Below are 17,700 nucleotides of genomic sequence, written 5' to 3' on the forward strand. Positions count from 1 at the left end.
TAAAGATCGGCATGCGATAGCCTAAACCGGAATTTTCCAGATGGCTCACTGGGCATCAGCGCGAAGTCGGCGCCGGCCCGATCCACGCCGGGCTGCGGGAATCAACCCCCCAGTTCCAGCAATGCCCGGTCGATTGCCACCTTGCGCGGATCCCCCTGCGGCAGGTCATCCGCCAGATCCCTTGCCCTGCCATAGGCGTTCCGGGCGCCGTCGGTCTCGCCCAGCACCGAATAGGCGTTGCCCAGCCGCATCCAGCCGTCCAGATCGCCTGGGTTTTCCTGCATCCGGCTCGCAAGCCGTTCGACCATCGAGCGGATGAAGGCCTGCCGGTCTTCGTCTGACATCTCCTCGGCCGCCGCCACCTGATCGGCAGTTGGGCCGGGCATGGAAGGGGCAAAAGCCGCCAGATTCACCGGAGCCCGTCCGATCGACGGGGCGATGCGGTTAAGCTGGGCCACAAAACTCTCCATCCATGGCCGGAACTCCTCTTCGGCGTCCATCCGCGTCTTCAGTAGGTCATAGGCCTTATCAGGCGATCCAGCCTGCTCCAGACCAATGGCTTTGTAGAATGTCGCTGCTGGGTTCGATGGGTCCAGTTCCAAGGCTCGTTCAAACGCCCGATCGGCCTTGGGCGTAACGACACCGTCATCGGCATAGACCAACGCCTCGCCATATTGCGACACCAGCGCTGAATTCGCATTGGGTCGGTCCAGCAACCCCTCGAACGCGTCTGCGGCATCTCCAAAGCGTCCCATACGCATATAGGTCTGAGCCAACAACACCCATCCCTCGGTTGGCCCGCCGGTTTCATCCGCCTCAAGCCGCGACTTCAGGCGCACGGCAAGGTCGGCGATTTCACGGGCTTCGGCCTGCTCCCCCTCGCGTTGGGCAAATGGCTGGCTGGGGATGTAGGGACTACCCAGTTGCCAATAAAGACCGGCTCCGAGCGCTGGAACTACCAGCGCGGCAAGTAAAATCAGCGCACGCCCGGAATGGCCCATTATCGCTTTGTCGTCCGATTGCCGGTCAATCGCCTTCAGGCGACGTTCTATCTCGGCTCTGGCGGCCTTGGCCTCTTCGGCTGAGATAATTCCTCGTTCCAGGTCCTTCTCCACTTCGCCGATCTGGTCGGAAAAGATGGCAGAGGCGCTTTCGCGTCTCGACAAGTCCGAGGTCTTGCGCCCCAGGCCGGAGAGGGCGAGCGTCAGAAACACCGCCACGGCCATGAATGAAAAGATAATCCAGATCATGCGTGCGGCTCCGTGAGTGAATGGTTTTCGGGATTCCGTTCTTCGCTCGCGCCGCGTTCCGTCTCTTGTTTTCGCGACTTCCGATATCGGCGCGCATTTTGGGTCAATACCGCTGCAGTCGCGATACCACCCAGCCCCAGGATGACGATAGGCGCAACCCACAGAATGTAAGTTGATGGCTTCCATGGCGGGTTGAACAGAACATAGTCGCCATAACGCGCAACCAGAAAGTCCATAACCTGCTGGTCCGTGTCGCCTGCCACCAGCCGTTCGCGCACAAGCAGACGAAGGTCGCGCGCCACGCCAGCGTTAGAACTGTCGATGTCTTGGTTCTGGCACACCACGCATCGCACCTGTTTCGAAATCGCCCGGGCCCGCTCTTCCAATACCGGATCTGCAAGTATCTCGTCGGGCTCAACCGCGAATGCCGGCTGCGACACCAGCATCGCCAGAGTGACCGCGGTAATTACAATGCGACGTATCATGACGCCTCTCCTCCGGCCGCCCGCGCCTGATCCAGCGCGGTGCGCATCTTTGAAATTGCCTCGTCGCCCAGCACCGGGCCGACAAAACGGAATACGACCTTGCCCGCGCCATCAATCACAAAGGTCTCCGGCACGCCGGAAATCCCCCATTCGATCCCGGCTCGGCCGTCCAGGTCGGAACCGATGCGCTCATAAGGGTTGCCCAGATCGTCGAGCCATTTCCGCGCGTCCTGCGGCTTGTCTTTGTAGTTAATGCCCATCAGGCGAATGCCCTCATCGCGTACCATACGCGTCAGCACCGCATGTTCGGCCCGGCAGGGCACGCACCAGGACGCAAACACGTTGACCACGATCGGAGCTGACCCGTCATTTTCCACCAGATCGGTACTGGACAGCCCGTGGGTATCCAGCCCTTCGACCGGCGGCAAGTCGAACTCAGGCACCGGCTGCGAGATCAAAACAGACGGGATTTCGTTTGGATCGCGATCGGGATTCAGTCCCCATAGCAGGAAGGCACCCAGGATGCCGGCAATCGTAATTGGGAACAGTGCAAATAGACGTTTCATTGCCCTACTCCGCCGCCACCGCAACGGAGCTCTGCCCAGTCCGTTTTCGTGGTGCACCGACGCGTAGACGCCGATCGGAGAGTGACAAGACACCACCAAATGCTAACAATCCTGAACCTATCCAGATCCAGACCACCAATGGCTCATACAAGATACGCAGGGTCCATTTGCTCTGTTCTGATTCCGCCGCCGGTTCCGATATTGAGGCGTAAAGGTCCCCTGCCAACGTCGTTCGAATTGCTGACTCGGTCGTACTGGTACCCGCCACGAGATAGGCCCTGCGCTCGGGTTGAAGCGTGGTGACATAAGCGCCATCGCGAAATACCGTCAGTGTGGCCGCGCGAGACAGATAGTTCGGACCGCGAAGCTGTTCCACACCGTCAAAACGCACGTCGAACCCTGCTATCTCAATCTGTGTTCCGGGCTCGGCAAAAGTCACGACCTCGGATTTCCAAGCGCTGGACCCGATAAAGCCGATCATACAGACAGCCAACCCCGCATGGGCCACGACCATGCCGTAATGAGAACGCGGTAGGCTGCGGGCCCGACGCAGGGACTCGGCCAACGGTGCCTCACCCAGCTTAATTCGGCTGGCCCACTCTGTCAGCACAGCGCCCAGCAACCAAACCGCAAGGCCGATCGACACTACCGCCAAGGCTGGGCCGCCGGTATCCAGATACCACACAAGCAACGCTACGAGCAGGCTAACCCCGGCCACCCATTTGAGCCGGGACAGAACACCGCGCAAATCCGCCCGCTTCCATGACAACAGCGGCCCAATCCCCATTACAACGACTAGAACCAGCATGATCGGCACGAAACTGGCGTTGTAATAAGGTGGTCCAACCGAAATCTTTTCACCTGTCACAGCCTCAAGCAAAAGCGGATAAAGCGTACCGAATAGAACCGTCGCCGTTGCGGTGGCCAGCAGCAGGTTGTTAATAAGCAAACCGGCCTCGCGGCTGATCGGGGCAAAAAGACCGCCGCCCTCCATCTCCGGTGCGCGTATGGCAAACAGCGTCAATGAACCACCGATCGCGACAGCCAACAGCGCCAAGATGTAAATGCCGCGTTCGGGATCGACCGAAAACGCATGGACCGATGTAAGCAAGCCTGAGCGGACAATGAATGTCCCCAACAAGGACAACGAGAAGGTCAAAACGGCCAGTAGGATCGTCCAACTTTTGAAGCTGCCGCGCTTTTCGGTCACAATGGCCGAATGGAACAGCGCTGTGCCAGCAAGCCAGGGCATAAACGAGACATTCTCGACCGGATCCCAGAACCACCAGCCGCCCCAACCCAGTTCGTAATAGGCCCACCAGCTGCCCAGAACGATACCAAGTGTCAGAAACACCCAGGCCGCCAATGTCCAGGGTCGGACCCACCGCGCCCATGCCGGATCGACCCGCCCCTCAATCAGGGCAGCCACGGCGAAAGAAAATACGATAGAGAAGCCGACGTAACCCAGGTATAGGAACGGCGGGTGCATAGCCAGGCCGACATCCTGCAACAGCGGATTTAAATCCTGACCATCCAGCGGTGCCGGAAACACCCGGTCAAACGGGTTCGAGGTGAACAGCATGAATGACAGGAACCCCGCGCTGATCCAGGCCTGCACTGCCAGAGTGCGCGCCTTGAGTTTCAGTGGGATGTTCCGAGCCAACAGAGACACACCCAGCCCGAAAATCACCAATATCAGAATCCACAACAGCAGCGACCCTTCGTGGCTACCCCAGGTCGCAGCCACCTTGAAAAGCATCGGTTTCAGCGAATGAGAATTGCTGGCCACATTTAGCACAGTGAAATCGCTGACCACGAAGGACCACATCAGAGCGGCGAAGGCGATAGCAACCAGCGCTGTCAGTAGGACCGAGGTCGCAGATGCCGATCGCATCCACATGACATTGTTCCGTGCTGCTCCAATCAAGGGAAATACGCTTTGCACCAAGGACACGGCCAGGGCAAGCGCCAGGGCGAACTGCCCGATTTCCGGTATCATTCCAATCCCTCCGGATTTCCGGTTTTGCGGCCTTGTCCGACAATCCAGCGCTGGAGGGTCAAGCGCATTATTGCCGCACCCCCTTCGGCTGATGCATGCTTGACGAGCGCAAATCTGGCCGGCGGCCTTGACCTTCCAGCGCTGGAGACCCCCACCATTTCGACTTCACCGATGGACGTACCGAACACTTTGTTTTCAGGGCAGGGACTCAGGAAACAAACGAACACGAGGGCATCATGACACGGAGCAACAGCAAGATTACGTGCGTCTGGCAACGCCTCCAGGCTGTAATACTGGCTGGGGGGCTGAGCCTTGGGTCAACTGCCATGGCCCAACCGGAAACCCGTCCGGCTGACAACGTGGCGATGAACCCGCAAGCCTCCAGCAACATGTCAGGTATGGGAAGCATGTCCAGGATGATGCGCCCCGACGCGGTGCCGCCAACGGGTGTCGTTGGCGGTATGCATCCACCCGAGGGTGTTTTGATGCCTGTGTTCTCTTACATGAACATGGAGATGGACGGAAATCGTACCGGAACGCAGTCGCTGTCTACCTCGAACGTTCTGTCGCAGTATCCGATCGCGCCGCTCAGCATGAGCATGAACATGGCGATGGTCGGCCTGATGTACGGTGTGACCGACGAGATCTCGGTGATGGCGATGCTGCCCTATACCCGCAAGACGATGAAGCACCAGACCCGCATGGGCCAGACCTTTAAGACCAGGGCACAGGGGTTTGGCGATCTGAAGATCATCGGCGGATATGATATCTACAAATCCGACGGGCAGGTGCTGGAACTATCTCTTGGCCTCAGTCTGCCGACTGGCTCGATAGACGAGACCGACACCACGCCAGCTGGGCCGGACCAGCTGCTGCCCTACCCCATGCAACTGGGTTCAGGCACCTACGACCTGCTGCCGGGCGTCACCTATACGGGCCAGAACGCGGATTGGTCTTGGGGCGCCCAGCTGGCCGCCGTGATCCGGATGGGTGAGAATGATGCCGGTTACACCTTGGGTGACGTCTATTCAGCAACAGTTTGGGGTGCACGGCGCTGGAATGACCAGTTCAGCTCCTCGTTGCGGGTGGTCGGCGACATCGTGGAAAACATTGACGGGTCGGATGCGCGCCTGAACCCAGGCATGGTGCCCACCGCTGATCCGACCCTGCGCGGCGGCCAGTTTCTGAGTATCGGAATCGGAGTGAATTACCTTGTGCCGGGGTCGGGCGTTTTGGCGGGCACGCGCCTGGGTATCGAGGGCGTGATCCCTGTGTATCAAGATCTGGATGGGCCCCAGCTTGAACGCGATTACGCAGTCTCCTTCGCGATACGCAGGGCGTTCTGACCCTTCAGCCCCAAACCGACTGTAAACGGACAATCAGCGCCGCCGCGGTGGTCAGAACGACCACTGACACCGCCATCAGTAGCAGGGCCAATGTCACAGGTCCGCCGCGCCCAGGTACGCGACGTGCCAGTTGGGCTGCAAATCCAGTACCGTGGGCGATCTGGCTCTGAACGACGGATAGGTATAGCGGCAGCGCTCCGACCAGCGTGGCGTACAGGTAAACGCCTGAGATGTTCTCGAAGTAGGCGGAGCGTACCAGCGTCGGACCGACTACCCGCAACGCCACTACGGGATCACCGCCGAAAGACCCGAACCAGTCTGCCGAAAGCGCGTAGATCAGCGCGTGCAGCGCGATGAACAGGACGGCCCGTAGCAGCAGGTCAATTAGCAGATACCGGGCCGGGATGGCCCCCCTGCCCCGCGCCCTTACCCCAACGGCGAAAAGAAAAAAGCTGAGATAATTTAAAAGGAAAACGACCGGCAACCCATTCGTCACCACCTGACGCAAAAACCGAACAAACGCGGGACCACTGTTCAGGAGGTGCGTCGCAAAGCCCGGCGTGCGCAAAACGAAGATGGCCAACAGCGGAAACAACGCAAGGCAACTGACGATCAGCGTGTTTCTGGCAAACTTCCAGAAAGGCAATTCAGTGGCAAAATATCTGTTCATTTCATTTAGTTTGCCAACGGTTCCAGCGCAATGTCGATGCCAATTGGTTTACAGACCTGCGACAGAACCTCCGATTTTATTATTCCGCAAGCCCTCTACCTACTTTACGCGCAAAATCTGTTACTTTTGCTCGTTACTTTTGTTGCGCTATCAGTTTCAAGTTACACTCGATAAGTATCCCTTATCAGATGTGATTGACTTTGCCGCGGAATCAGCGCAGAATACAGTTCATGTGTCGGTTTTCCTTAACCACTGGACTCGCATCGGCATTGGTCCGTAACCCGTAGACCTCTGCCCCGCACCGGCAGCAAACCTAAGTAGATGCAGCACCGTAACCTGCAATTTTGTAAATATGTACCGGCACAAATTCAGTCCGAGTCTACTCGTAAAAAACCAACACAGCATAAGGCCAACCATGGAACATGGTGAAAACAAGCATGAGCAGTCTACAGGTTAGGGAAAATCGACACATGAAGCCCCCTGCCCCATACCTCCCCACTGTCTCCCCTGCCCTGTCACAGACAGACCAGGACGCGCTCACCGATCTCTATGTGCGCGGCACGCCGGAAAACACGCTCCGCGCTTATGAGCGCGACTTGCTCTATGTCACCGCCTGGAAGTCTGCGCGGTTCGGTGCGGCGTTGGACTGGCCGGAATCCGAGGCCACCGCCCTCGCCTTCATTCTCGATCACGCCCGCGATTTGAACGATGCCCCGGAAGACGACACTGCACGACAGGTGGCAGAGGCACTGATCGCGCAAGGGCTGCGCAAGTCGTTGGCCTGTCCGGCCCCGTCAACGCTGGACCGGCGCATCGCCTCCTGGTTGGCCTTTCACCGGATGAAGAACCTCCCTTCCCCCTTCGACGCGCCACAGGTGAAACAGGCCCGCGCCAAGGCGCGACGCGCCGCCGCCCGGCCCCCTACTCCAAAATCGCAACATCCGATCACCCGCGATGTGCTGGAACAGTTGCTAACCACCTGTCGCGGCTCGCGCCGTGATTGTCGAGATCGGGCAATCCTGATGTTGGGCTGGGCCAGCGGTGGGCGGCGGCGGTCGGAAATCACGGCGCTGATGCGCGAGGATGTCAGCCTGAAAGCGTTCGAAAAAGAAGGTTTGGTCTGGCTCTCGCTGGTGGAGACCAAGACCACAGCCAAGGGCGAAACCCCGCGACTGGTGCTAAAGGGCCGCGCCGCGCAAGCCTTGGTGCATTGGATCGAGGTTGGCGGGATCGAGGATGGCCCCCTGTTCCGCCCCATCTCCAAAGCCGACCGGGTGCTGAAACGTCGCCTCAGCCCGGATGCGATTGCGCAGATCGTCAAACACCGCCTGAAACTGGCCGGGCTGCCTCAGGGGTTTGCCTCACCGCATGGATTACGCTCGGGCTTTCTGACCCAGGCCGCGCTGGACGGCGCCCCGATCCAAGCCGCCATGCGCCTCTCGCTGCACCGCTCCATGGCGCAGGCGCAGAAATATTACGATGATGTCGATATAGCAGAGAACCCGGCGGCGGATCTGTTGGGGTGAATGCTTACTGATTGTTCGAAGAAGTCCAGGCTTGAGGGATACTCTGGTTGCAATGCCTATGTCTTGTCCCCTACCCCATCCGTTAGTGTGGCCAGTGCGGAAACATATCTCGACACATCGCGATGAGTCCCCAGACCAATCCACTAGCTGACGGGGCTTCCAACTTTTCCAGAGTTTATGGAGTCACTCTGCACTCCACTGGTCCTTAATCTGACAGGCTCTCGAGAACACGGGATGCGACGTGGTCATTCAAAAAAGGCATGCAATTCGTCTCACGGCAAAAAGTTCACAGCTGTGAACTTTCATGTCAACATGTAGTAGGACTCACATCCCCCTACTCTACATATAAAAAAAGGTTGACTTGAATCATTTCATCAGGTCTCTGTGGTGGTAGAGCGTAAATCGCCAATTCGAGCATACAGATGTAACCATGATACCAACCACACCCATTGCATCAACTTCCCCAGTTGATATCAGCAGCGAGATCAGTAGTCGACTGAATCTCGCAATCAAAGAACACCTTCTTGCGGCCTATGCTCCAGACTCAACAAAGCAGCTGCGCCTTTTCCCAGCTCAAGAAGTTTGCGATCTGATTGGCATCAGCCACCAGTATCTTCGCAAAGCGACTGTGGAAGGCGCCGTTCCCGAGGCCAGTGAAATCAATCACGGTCGCAGGTATTATACAGGTCTGGAAGTTTGGGAACTGCGGCAGCTTTTAGAAGCCCGCAGTAAAACTCCAGGACGATACGTTCCGCGGCGTCGCGAAGGCGAGTCACTGCAGCGAATTCAGGTGATGAACTTCAAGGGTGGCTCCAGCAAGTCCACGACATGTATTCACCTTGCGCATTACCTCGCACTGCAAGGCTTCAGGGTACTTTGTGTTGACCTCGATCCTCAAGCTTCGCTTTCAGCAATGTGCGGCCTTCAAACCGAGCTGGATGAGAGTATTGATACCGTCTACGACGCGATCACTTACCATGATCCGATTTCGATGAAGGAAGTCATCCGAGAAACTTACTTTCCTGGCCTTTCGATCGCGCCAGGCGGGCTGATGCTGTCTGAGTTTGAGGCAGAGTCGGCAAAGCTAAACAGCAAGCAGCACCCCTTCTTTGCGCGCCTTCACGACGCCATCATGTCGGTGGAGACCGATTACGATGTGGTTCTGATCGATAGCCCCCCCAGCCTTGGTTTTATCACAATGGGTGGTATGGCGGCCGCAACGTCAGTGATTGTACCACTAACTCCTTCGATGCTCGATGTCGCGTCCACCGCGCAGTTTCTCAAAATGACTTCCTCGTACATGGAGGTAATTGAAAGAAGCGGAGCAAAACTTGTTTATGATAACTACCGTCTCTTGGTTACGCGGGACGAGCCTGTTGATACACCATCTCAAACAATTGTTGCGTTCATGCGTGCCCTCTTTCAAGAGCGAGTAATGACTGCGACCAGCCTAAAAAGTACCGCCATTAGTGATGCAGCCATGCTTCAGCAATCAATCTATGAGCTGAACAGGTCTGACCTGACACGAGCAACTTACGACCGAGCCAAGACCTCGATGGATGCCGTCGGTAAAGAAGTAGAAAACATGGTTCTTGAAGCATGGGGGCGCATCTGATGGCGAAGGAGCGTAGAGCAAGAAAGCGTCATTCCAGCATGATGGAAATCGCAGAGCAAGCTACTATTGAGGTCAAAGACGCGACCCCCTCCCCTGCCCGACCAATCACGCCGGGTCTGCAATTCATTGAGGACACGTATAACGCTATTGATGAGATAGACCCCGATCTTATCGATGACTGGGGAGTGGAGGACCGGCTTGAGAAGTTCACAGCTGTGAACTCTAGAACTGACGACGACAGTGACGTCCCAAACCATTCACTTGAGCAACTGGCGGACAGCATACGAGAGAACGGTCAGCAAGTGCCAATTCAGGTGCGTCATGAACCTGGTCGAACCGGGCGCTACCAGATCATTTTTGGTCGACGTCGACTGGCTGCCTGCCGCTACCTAAAAGAAACCTACCCGGATGAAAACATTAAGATTAAGGCTAACGTTGTCGACCTCGATGATGACAAGGCCCTGATCGCCAAAGCCCTTGAAAATGCGTCCAGGAAGGACCTCACATTCTATGAGCGCGCGCGCTTTGCTACCGACATCATTGCTTCAGGTAAAAATAGGTCAGAGGTCATAACAATCATGTCTCTGACAAAGTCTGGGTTGTCCAACCTAGAGCGCATTACGAAGTCAATACCGCGCGAACTGGGTGATGCTATTGGGGCTGCGCCGGGCTTCGGTCGCACCAAGTGGATGATCTTGGTTGATGCTTTGGATCAAAAGTTGATCACACCTCGCAACGCACTCCGGGAACTGGAGAAGCTACCTCCCAGCTCCTCTTCAGATGAACGTCTCTTGGCACTACTTGATGACATAAAGAGGAAATCCGAAACACCCAGACCAAACCCCAGAATCGTCGGAGAAGGCCTAGCAACTGTTAAACAAGGGGCCACAGGGCTGAACATCAGTATTAACGACAGTGCAGCCCCCGGCTTCTCAGATTGGTTGGATGAGAACATTGAAACACTAATGAAAGAATTCCGAGACCGCTTTGAGGCAGTAAGCGGACGGAAGTAAGGAGTTCACAGCTGTGAACAAAATCAAAGGCAAGCGAGCAAAGGAGAAAAGGTAGAAAGAAATAGCCCCCGAAAGCGGTGATGCTCCCGAGGACCAAATCTTGTCTAGCAACTTGAACTTAGCTCCTCCCGAATCACCACACAAGAAAAAACACCCTTGGGTGGGCGATATTTCTTTGTCTGCTGACAAAAAGCTATGAGGACAGTAACAAATTGCGCTCCAACAGGAGCAGTCGGGTCGTTGGCCGGACAGGGAAGTAGTGCGCCAAAGTGGATGCAGCTCCGTGCTATAGAAGAAGCTCGTGAACAGCTTGGGCTGAAGGCTACGAGCATTTCTATTTTGCGAGCATTACTTTCGTTTATGTCAGCTGATCGTGTAAGCAAAATGGCCGATGACCATCACATCGCCTATGCTAGCAATGCTGCAATAGCCGAGCGAGCCCACGTGAGTATTCAAACAGTGGAGCGCCACGTCTCGAAACTGATCAAGTTGGGTATCATTCTACGCGTTACCGCCGCAAACGGCAAAAGGTGGTGCAGACGAGACGGAGCAGGGCAGGTGATGCTGGTCAGCGGGCTGTCGCTACTACCACTGGCAACCCGTCATGCGGAGTTCTCAGCCCTTGCTAGCGAGTATCGTCGTGCACAAGAAGCCCTTCAGATTCTGCGGGATGAATGCACACTAGCGCTGGCCCGACTTCAGGACGCCATCTCAGATGGTGTTCAAGACCTACTCGTTCGGGCGCGGTTGATCCTTCGTCGTCGACCGCAACAGGACGTTCTCCAGGGACTGCTGGACGAAATCAATGAGTGTGTTTCTGTGGAAAACTGCCCATCAGAAACCTGCGAGGCCATCAAATTGAGGGATGGCGACACCGAAATTGAGGGGCACAAAGAGCACTTACTGAGTCATAATAGTAGAAAAGAAGATTACTCAAAGATTCAGGTGACCCAGGATCAAATGGAGCAGGCATTTCCTCGGTTATGTTCAGAATTGAGGTTTGCACGAGACCAAGCGCATTGTGATCAACTGATGGACCAGTTAGCTGACCACATGCTGCTTGGAGAGACCTGGTATGCAATGAAATCATCACATGGACCAGCAATACGCTTCATGGTCTTAGGTTATATCTTGCAACGTGTTGAGGGAATTCAAAGCCACAGAGCGTACCTGACATCGATCATGAGCAAGATTGATCGGGGAGACATGGAGCCAACGGCAATGTTAATACCTCTAAAAACTAGGCAGGGTGGGTTAAAGAATCTCAAAACTACGTAGTGCGTCTTACAGGACAGATGTCCATCATCTCCTCTGGATTTACGAAGAGCTGTGCAACTTCAAATGCGATACTAATTAAGACACGGTTTGTCGGAGTGCAGTCAATCGCTCGAACGTGATACTCGAAGCATCGGCCACGGCTTAGGTCCCAGGACTGATTGGAAACACTAGGGCAGGGGAGTTGCATCTTCAATGCAGTTTCTATGGAGGATTTAGCGGGTAGGCAGCTTGAGTTTTCTCCACGAAACGCTGCGCAAAGGATCTGACAGCCTTGATTGTCAACAAATTGGTCCATATATTGTGGCAACAGGAGTGACCATCATGGAATTACGTGATCTTGTAGAAGACAGGATGATCTCACCGGATCGTCTGGCCCGGCATCTGAAAACCACCAAACGCGAGATTGGTGAGACTTTGGGCATTTCTCCGGAATCCTTGTCTCGGCGGAAGCGCGTAGCTTCTGTCTCAGTCCAGACGTCCTTGCGTCATCTGGTCGAGATTCTGAATACCGTCGCACCGGCTGTTGGAAGCTCGCTCATGGCCTATGCCTGGTATCGGTCTGAACCCATTGTGGGTTTTGGCGGGCGTACGCCCGAGGAAATCGTTAAGGACGGAGAAAACGCTGCTTTGAAGTCCCATATTCTGCGGCGATTAGAAGGCGGTTACGCTTGAAGCATGCCATCCGGGTGCAGCGTACTGTCATCCGTGCCGCCAAACCGCGCTGGTCGTATCTGCCGACATCGGGGGAGGGGGCTGCAAGACGGGGTGGGCGGTTCAACCCAATTGGGCAACCAGCGCTCTATACGTCGCTGTCACATGAAACAGCCGCGCGCGAGGTGCGTTTCAGCCTGAACCAAGAACCCTATACATTTTATTTTCTAGCGGTTGATTGCCATCATATCGTGGATCTAACCAGCCGGGATACCAGGCAGGCATTGGGCATCTCATGGGAGGATATCGCCAATGACAACTGGGAATCCGAGATGCACCAAGGGTTGGTTCCATCAACCCACGTTGTTGCAGACAGACTGAAGGGCGATGGCTACTCAGGTGTCCTAGTGAACAGTTTCGCGTCGGGGGCGACGCCTGATGACATAAACCTCGTTCTTTGGGGCTGGGATGCCGTTGACGATTTGCCGTCCAGTCGACCAAATGCGGTGATGGTCCTTCACCGTGATGATCTACCGAACAGTGATGTATCTTGGCAATGAATCTCGGTCCCTAATGACAAGAGCTTTACTATGGCCCGAAAACCCGCTCATTCCATTGATAGGCTGAAAAGAGCTTAGCGTAAAAAAACGGGCGCGGATCGTGCTGGAAGATCGTAGATGTACCTGCGCTGCGCTCGCAACATACTGTTTTTCCAAAGAATCGGGCGGAAAGTGTGAATTCGCCGCTCTGCGGCGAGGGCTTTCAGAAACCGCGAAAGCGGACCTTCAACGCCACGAAACGAGTTCAGTCCTGTTTCGCGACAGTTCTTCAGGATCGCGGATCTTCTTGCTCTCGCGATATGAACGCGACGCTAGGCCAAAGCAGACTTTTGAAACCCGATCAAGCCACATTCTTGCTGCACGTCATTCGAACAACTGTTACCCTTCGAGAAAACACTAGGAAGTATCGATTTGAGCAGTGAAATCGCAAGCCAGGGCAGCCTGTTTACATCCGATTTTTTGACCGATACCATTCAGGGCGTTTCCGAGTGGAATATCCTTAGCGATGCTGATCTCGACCAGTTCGGCGCGTCTCTTCGGTTAGTCTTCGAGCGTTTCCCGATTTCCCAGACACCCAATGAAAGCCAGACCGAAGATGATTTGATCTGGCCGATCCTTGAAGCGCTTGGCTGGACTCAATCCCTTCGTCAGCAAAATCTATCACCGCGCGGGCGCGAAGACGTGCCCGATGGTTTGCTCTTCGATAGCGCAGAGACGAAAGCCAAGGCGAACAGCTTTCCTGAAGAGTGGAAGCGCTACGAGTTCGGCCGCGCCGTGGTCGAATCCAAGAGATGGGCACGTCCCCTTGATCGCCGCTCTGGACGGCGTGGAGAGGAAACCGCCCCGTCAACCCAGATGCTCCGCTACTTGCGTCGCATCGACGACATCACGGGTGGCACGCTCCGTTGGGGCATTCTTACCAACGGCTCTAAATGGCGGCTCTACTTCTCAGGTGCGCGGTCTGTGTCTGAGCAATTCTTCGAGCTCGACATTGCCGCGATCCTCGACCTGCCAGGGCACTCTGACGGGCTCTTTGCCCTCAATGAGGCCGATCGTCTTCACTGGTTGAAAGTCTTTTTGCTGATCTTCCGGCGCGAGGCGTTTGTCCCAGCGGGTGCTGACCCTCGCACGTTCCACGAAAAGGCGCTCGAAGAGGGGAAATTCTACGAACAGCGCGTTGCGGAAGACTTGTCCAATAAGGTTTTCGGGGAAGTATTCCCGGATCTGGTGCGCGCGATCGTCAAGGCCGCGCCTGTGGCCGACTTACAGGCAGTGCGCGAAGCCGCACTAATCCTGCTCTACCGTCTCTTGTTTATCCTGTACGCCGAAGACCGTGACCTCTTGCCTGTCAAAGACACTCGCTATGACGATTACGGGCTACGAAACAAGGTGCGCCTTGATGTCCAAGAACGCAAAGACAAGAACGATGTCTTCTCGGAAACCGCCGCGCGCTATTGGGGCGCAATGGCCGATTTGTTCATTGCAATTGACAAGGGAGACGCCTCGATCGGCTTGCCACCCTATAATGGCGGTCTTTTCGACCAGGAGCGGCATGCGATCTTGACCAACATCCGCATCTCCGATGCGGTTATGGCGCGCGTGATCGACGCCCTATCGTTTGAGGTGACGCCCGAGGGCCGAAAATACATCAACTACCGCAACCTTTCGGTCCAACAACTTGGCTCGATCTATGAGCGGCTTCTCGAATACGAGGTGACGCGCGATGGCGAAGACATCACCGTTCAGCCGAACATCTTCGCGCGCAAGGGATCGGGCAGCTATTACACACCCGACGACCTGGTGCAGCTCATCTTGACCGAGACCCTAGAGCCGCTTGTCGAAGAGCGCAAGGTTGCATTTCGGGACAAGATCACAGAGCTGGGGCAGGGGGACTTACCCGACCATCGCAAGATCGGCCAGCTCAAGCGTCTCGATCCTGCAACCGCGCTTCTTGACCTGAAAATCTGCGATCCTGCTATGGGTTCCGGCCACTTCCTTGTTAGTCTTGTCGATTTTATGGCCGACCAGGTGATCACCGCCATGGCCGAGGCTGAGCTCGACACGCCCGAGGAATGGGGCGACTACATTTCCCCATTAGGAGAGCGGATCGACACGATCCGCAACACCATCCTTGCCAATGCCGACGAACGGGATTGGACGATCGACGAGGAACAGCTCGACGATCGCCACATCATTCGACGTATGGTGCTCAAGCGCTGCATCTACGGTGTGGACAAGAACACGATGGCTGTGGAGCTCGCCAAGGTGGCGCTGTGGTTGCACACTTTCACCGTTGGAGCGCCGCTATCCTTCCTCGATCACCATCTTCGCTGTGGCGACAGCCTCTTTGGTTCTTGGGTGAAGAAGGGTATCGACAAGGCCGCGACCTACGGCACGCCGCTCTTGCTGCATGAGCCCATGAAGCGCGCCCTGCGGGCAGCGTCCAAAATGCAGATCGTCGAGGGGCTGACAGACGCCGAAATTGCCGAAGCGCACCGATCGGCTGACGTGTTTGCCGAGATCGAGGACATGACCGCGCCGCTCGATGCGCTTCTAAAACTGATTCATGCAATCGACTGGCTCGACATTAGGGGCAAGGAAAAGAAGATTGCGATGCAAGCTTTCTTCGATGGCGAGTTTGGTGATCCCCTCGATATCGTCTTGGGCAAACAAAAACTTACTAGACCCAAGGCAAAGGCTGCAGACGAGACCCTCAAAGGGCGCATGAGCGCCGCTGAAAAATTCGATCTGTTTTCTGGTATTTTTGCGCAAGCGCAGGTTCTCATTGCAGAGGAAAACTTCCTCAATTGGCAAGTGACCTTCCCGGGCATCTGGTCTGATTGGGAAGAAGACGAGCTGACCGGCGGGTTTCATGCCGTGATCGGCAACCCGCCATGGGATCGAATGAAGCTGCAACAGGTCGAGTGGTTTGCCGAGCGCCGCCCTGAAATCGCCATGGCCGCACGCGCGGCTGACAGAAAGAAGATGATCAACGCTCTCGAACAAGCGGGCGATCCCTTGGCACAGGACTACGCTAAGGCGTCAGAGCGTGCAGAGGCTGGCACACGCATGGCGCGGAAGGGCGGGGATTACCCCTTACTTTCCGGTGGTGACGTGAACCTCTATTCGCTCTTCGTCGAGCGTGCCACGACCGTGGTGAGGCAAGACGGACTGATTGGTCTGCTCGTCCCATCCGGGATCGCATCAGACAAGACCGCCGCCAAGTTCTTCAAAGGCGTGGCGACGGAAGGGCGACTGAAGTCACTCTATGACTTCGAGAACCGGCGCACACGTTATGATTTGAAGCCTTTCTTCGAGGACGTGGACAGCCGCTTCAAGTTCTGCGCGTTCGTGGCAAGTCCGTCACCAACGGAAGAGGCCGCGCGCTGCGCGTTTTTCCTACAAGCGGTGAGCGAGCTTGCAGACCCAGACACATGCTTCTCCCTCAACGCCGAGGACTTCGCGCGTGTGAACCCGAACACAGGCACTGCGCCGATTTTCCGATCGAAGCGTGATGCTGATCTGACGACGGTCATCTATGGCAATGCTGTGCCCTTGGTCGATAGGTCTTCCGGCACGGAAGTGAAAACATGGCCCGTGCAATACCTGCGCATGCTAGACATGACGAACGACTCTAACCTGTTTCGCACTCGCATGGAGCTCGATGATCAGGAGGGTGCGTACCCTCTCGGCGGCAACACGTTTGGAAGCGCTTCAGGAAATTGGCTACCTCTTTATGTCGGGCGAATGATTCATCAATTCGATCATCGTGCGGCATCGGTTGAAGTGAACGAGTCAAATCTGCACAACGCGGCGCTGAGCGGAGCGGTGACTGAAGAGCAAAAGGCCGATCCGGACTTCGTTCCCACTCCTCAATATTGGGTGCCGGAAAGCGAGGCCGATCTGCCGTCCGGCGTTGAATGGATGATCGCCTTTCGGGATATCGCTAGGGCGACCGATGCACGAACGATGATAGCAGCAGCAATCCCGAAAGCGGGTGTCGGGAATACAGCCCCCCTGATCCTCTGGAATGATGAAGAACAGCGGGCCGAAAACAAAGCGCTTCTCCTGGGGAATCTTGGCGCGATCTCATTGGACTACGTGACCAGGCAGAAAGCTCAAAGCACGCACCTGAACTGGTACATCGTCGAACAGCTTCCAGTGATCGCACCGAGCAAATTCGGCAGCGTACGTTTCGGAGCGAAGAGCGCGGCCGAGGTTGTCCGGCAGTCTGTTCTTGAGCTCACCTACACTGCCCATGACATGGAACCATTTGCACGGGACATGGGGCATGTGGACGAGGACGGAACCGTGAAACCACCCTTCACTTGGGACAAAGAGCGCCGCCTTGTGTTGCGCGCCAAACTCGATGCCGTTTTCTTCCACCTCTATGGCATCACCGACCGAGATGACATCCGCTACATCTACTCGACCTTCCCGATCGTCGAGCGTGAAGAGAAAGCCGCCTATGGCGGCAAATACCGCTCTTGTGATCTGTGCCTCGCCTACATGAACGCGCTCGCCGCCGGAAACCCGGACGCGGAGATTAAGCTATGAGCAACGTCAATGTCAGACGGGCGGTCGAGAACATTCGTTCGGGAACAAACATATACACCCCGCTTGTCGAGACCATCGTGAATGCTATCCAGGCGATCGAAGCGGGATCAGCCGAGAAGGGGCTTGTCGATATTCTGGTGAAGCGGTCGAACCAGCAGGAGCTTGAGGGTGGATAGCCGCTAAG

14 protein-coding genes are annotated in these 17,700 nt (G+C 56.0%); 9 read left to right on the top strand and 5 right to left on the bottom strand.

Annotated features, from left to right (window positions below):
- Positions 1–101: 101 nt before the first annotated feature.
- Genes ccmI through ACR0DU_RS20690 form a run of 4 tightly spaced genes read right to left on the bottom strand, consistent with a single transcriptional unit; the run spans position 102 to position 4,300 of the window.
- Positions 102–1,250, bottom strand: a complete 1,149-nt coding sequence (gene ccmI, locus ACR0DU_RS20675) for a c-type cytochrome biogenesis protein CcmI (RefSeq protein ID WP_170417878.1) — start codon at positions 1,248–1,250, stop codon at positions 102–104.
- Positions 1,247–1,735, bottom strand: a complete 489-nt coding sequence (locus ACR0DU_RS20680; protein WP_170417876.1) for a cytochrome c-type biogenesis protein — start codon at positions 1,733–1,735, stop codon at positions 1,247–1,249. The genes ccmI and ACR0DU_RS20680 overlap by 4 nt, the downstream gene beginning before the upstream one ends.
- On the bottom strand, positions 1,732–2,301 hold the full coding sequence (locus ACR0DU_RS20685) for a DsbE family thiol:disulfide interchange protein (RefSeq protein WP_170417873.1): 570 nt from the start codon (positions 2,299–2,301) through the stop codon (positions 1,732–1,734). Before ACR0DU_RS20685 ends, ACR0DU_RS20680 begins: the two co-directional genes overlap by 4 nt.
- Positions 2,302–2,305: 4 nt before the next feature.
- Positions 2,306–4,300: a heme lyase CcmF/NrfE family subunit gene (locus ACR0DU_RS20690; protein ID WP_170417870.1), complete on the bottom strand. Its 1,995-nt coding sequence runs from the start codon at positions 4,298–4,300 to the stop codon at positions 2,306–2,308.
- A 236-nt stretch (positions 4,301–4,536) separates the two neighbouring features.
- Between ACR0DU_RS20690 and ACR0DU_RS20695 the strand changes: the two genes are divergently transcribed.
- Positions 4,537–5,646, top strand: a complete 1,110-nt coding sequence (locus tag ACR0DU_RS20695; RefSeq protein ID WP_170417865.1) for a transporter — start codon at positions 4,537–4,539, stop codon at positions 5,644–5,646.
- Positions 5,647–5,650: 4 nt separating this feature from the next.
- Here ACR0DU_RS20695 and ACR0DU_RS20700 read toward each other — a convergent pair whose 3' ends face one another.
- Entirely contained in the window at positions 5,651–6,316 is a 666-nt protein-coding gene (locus ACR0DU_RS20700) for a hypothetical protein (protein WP_050605729.1), read from the bottom strand.
- A gap of 470 nt (positions 6,317–6,786) precedes the next feature.
- On the opposite strand from ACR0DU_RS20700, the gene ACR0DU_RS20705 reads away from it, so the two are divergent.
- From ACR0DU_RS20705 to ACR0DU_RS20740, 8 genes are all read left to right on the top strand, one after another.
- The gene (locus ACR0DU_RS20705) at positions 6,787–7,842 is read left to right on the top strand and encodes a tyrosine-type recombinase/integrase (protein ID WP_480522591.1); all 1,056 of its coding nucleotides are present in this window, start codon (positions 6,787–6,789) and stop codon (positions 7,840–7,842) included.
- Between the two features lie 430 nt (positions 7,843–8,272).
- Positions 8,273–9,457: a plasmid partitioning protein RepA gene (gene repA, locus ACR0DU_RS20710; RefSeq protein WP_480522593.1), complete on the top strand. Its 1,185-nt coding sequence runs from the start codon at positions 8,273–8,275 to the stop codon at positions 9,455–9,457.
- Entirely contained in the window at positions 9,457–10,470 is a 1,014-nt protein-coding gene (gene repB, locus ACR0DU_RS20715; protein WP_480522595.1) for a plasmid partitioning protein RepB, read from the top strand. Before repA ends, repB begins: the two co-directional genes overlap by 1 nt.
- A 240-nt stretch (positions 10,471–10,710) precedes the next feature.
- Positions 10,711–11,748: a helix-turn-helix domain-containing protein gene (locus ACR0DU_RS20720; protein WP_480796170.1), complete on the top strand. Its 1,038-nt coding sequence runs from the start codon at positions 10,711–10,713 to the stop codon at positions 11,746–11,748.
- Positions 11,749–12,069: 321 nt separating this feature from the next.
- Entirely contained in the window at positions 12,070–12,420 is a 351-nt protein-coding gene (locus ACR0DU_RS20725; RefSeq protein ID WP_480522599.1) for a hypothetical protein, read from the top strand.
- On the top strand, positions 12,417–12,959 hold the full coding sequence (locus tag ACR0DU_RS20730; protein WP_480522601.1) for an RES family NAD+ phosphorylase: 543 nt from the start codon (positions 12,417–12,419) through the stop codon (positions 12,957–12,959). Before ACR0DU_RS20725 ends, ACR0DU_RS20730 begins: the two co-directional genes overlap by 4 nt.
- Before the next feature lie 411 nt (positions 12,960–13,370).
- Positions 13,371–17,516, top strand: a complete 4,146-nt coding sequence (locus tag ACR0DU_RS20735) for an Eco57I restriction-modification methylase domain-containing protein (protein WP_480522602.1) — start codon at positions 13,371–13,373, stop codon at positions 17,514–17,516.
- The gene (locus ACR0DU_RS20740) at positions 17,513–17,692 is read left to right on the top strand and encodes a hypothetical protein (protein ID WP_480522604.1); all 180 of its coding nucleotides are present in this window, start codon (positions 17,513–17,515) and stop codon (positions 17,690–17,692) included. The genes ACR0DU_RS20735 and ACR0DU_RS20740 overlap by 4 nt, the downstream gene beginning before the upstream one ends.
- The last annotated feature ends 8 nt before the right edge of the window (positions 17,693–17,700 follow it).

The sequence above is a fragment of the Ruegeria sp. G2 genome (assembly GCF_056533505.1).

Bases quoted from the DNA above. Each gene is read 5' to 3' on its own strand.
- ACR0DU_RS20695 (WP_170417865.1), top strand. From the start codon at position 4,537: ATGACACGGAGCAACAGCAAGATTACGTGCGTCTGGCAACGCCTCCAG.
- ACR0DU_RS20685 (WP_170417873.1), bottom strand. From the start codon at position 2,301: ATGAAACGTCTATTTGCACTGTTCCCAATTACGATTGCCGGCATCCTG.
- ACR0DU_RS20690 (WP_170417870.1), bottom strand. From the start codon at position 4,300: ATGATACCGGAAATCGGGCAGTTCGCCCTGGCGCTTGCCCTGGCCGTG.
- ACR0DU_RS20680 (WP_170417876.1), bottom strand. From the start codon at position 1,735: ATGATACGTCGCATTGTAATTACCGCGGTCACTCTGGCGATGCTGGTG.
- ccmI (WP_170417878.1), bottom strand. From the start codon at position 1,250: ATGATCTGGATTATCTTTTCATTCATGGCCGTGGCGGTGTTTCTGACG.
- ACR0DU_RS20725 (WP_480522599.1), top strand. From the start codon at position 12,070: ATGGAATTACGTGATCTTGTAGAAGACAGGATGATCTCACCGGATCGT.
- repA (WP_480522593.1), top strand. From the start codon at position 8,273: ATGATACCAACCACACCCATTGCATCAACTTCCCCAGTTGATATCAGC.
- ACR0DU_RS20700 (WP_050605729.1), bottom strand. From the start codon at position 6,316: ATGAACAGATATTTTGCCACTGAATTGCCTTTCTGGAAGTTTGCCAGA.
- repB (WP_480522595.1), top strand. From the start codon at position 9,457: ATGGCGAAGGAGCGTAGAGCAAGAAAGCGTCATTCCAGCATGATGGAA.
- ACR0DU_RS20705 (WP_480522591.1), top strand. From the start codon at position 6,787: ATGAAGCCCCCTGCCCCATACCTCCCCACTGTCTCCCCTGCCCTGTCA.
- ACR0DU_RS20740 (WP_480522604.1), top strand. From the start codon at position 17,513: ATGAGCAACGTCAATGTCAGACGGGCGGTCGAGAACATTCGTTCGGGA.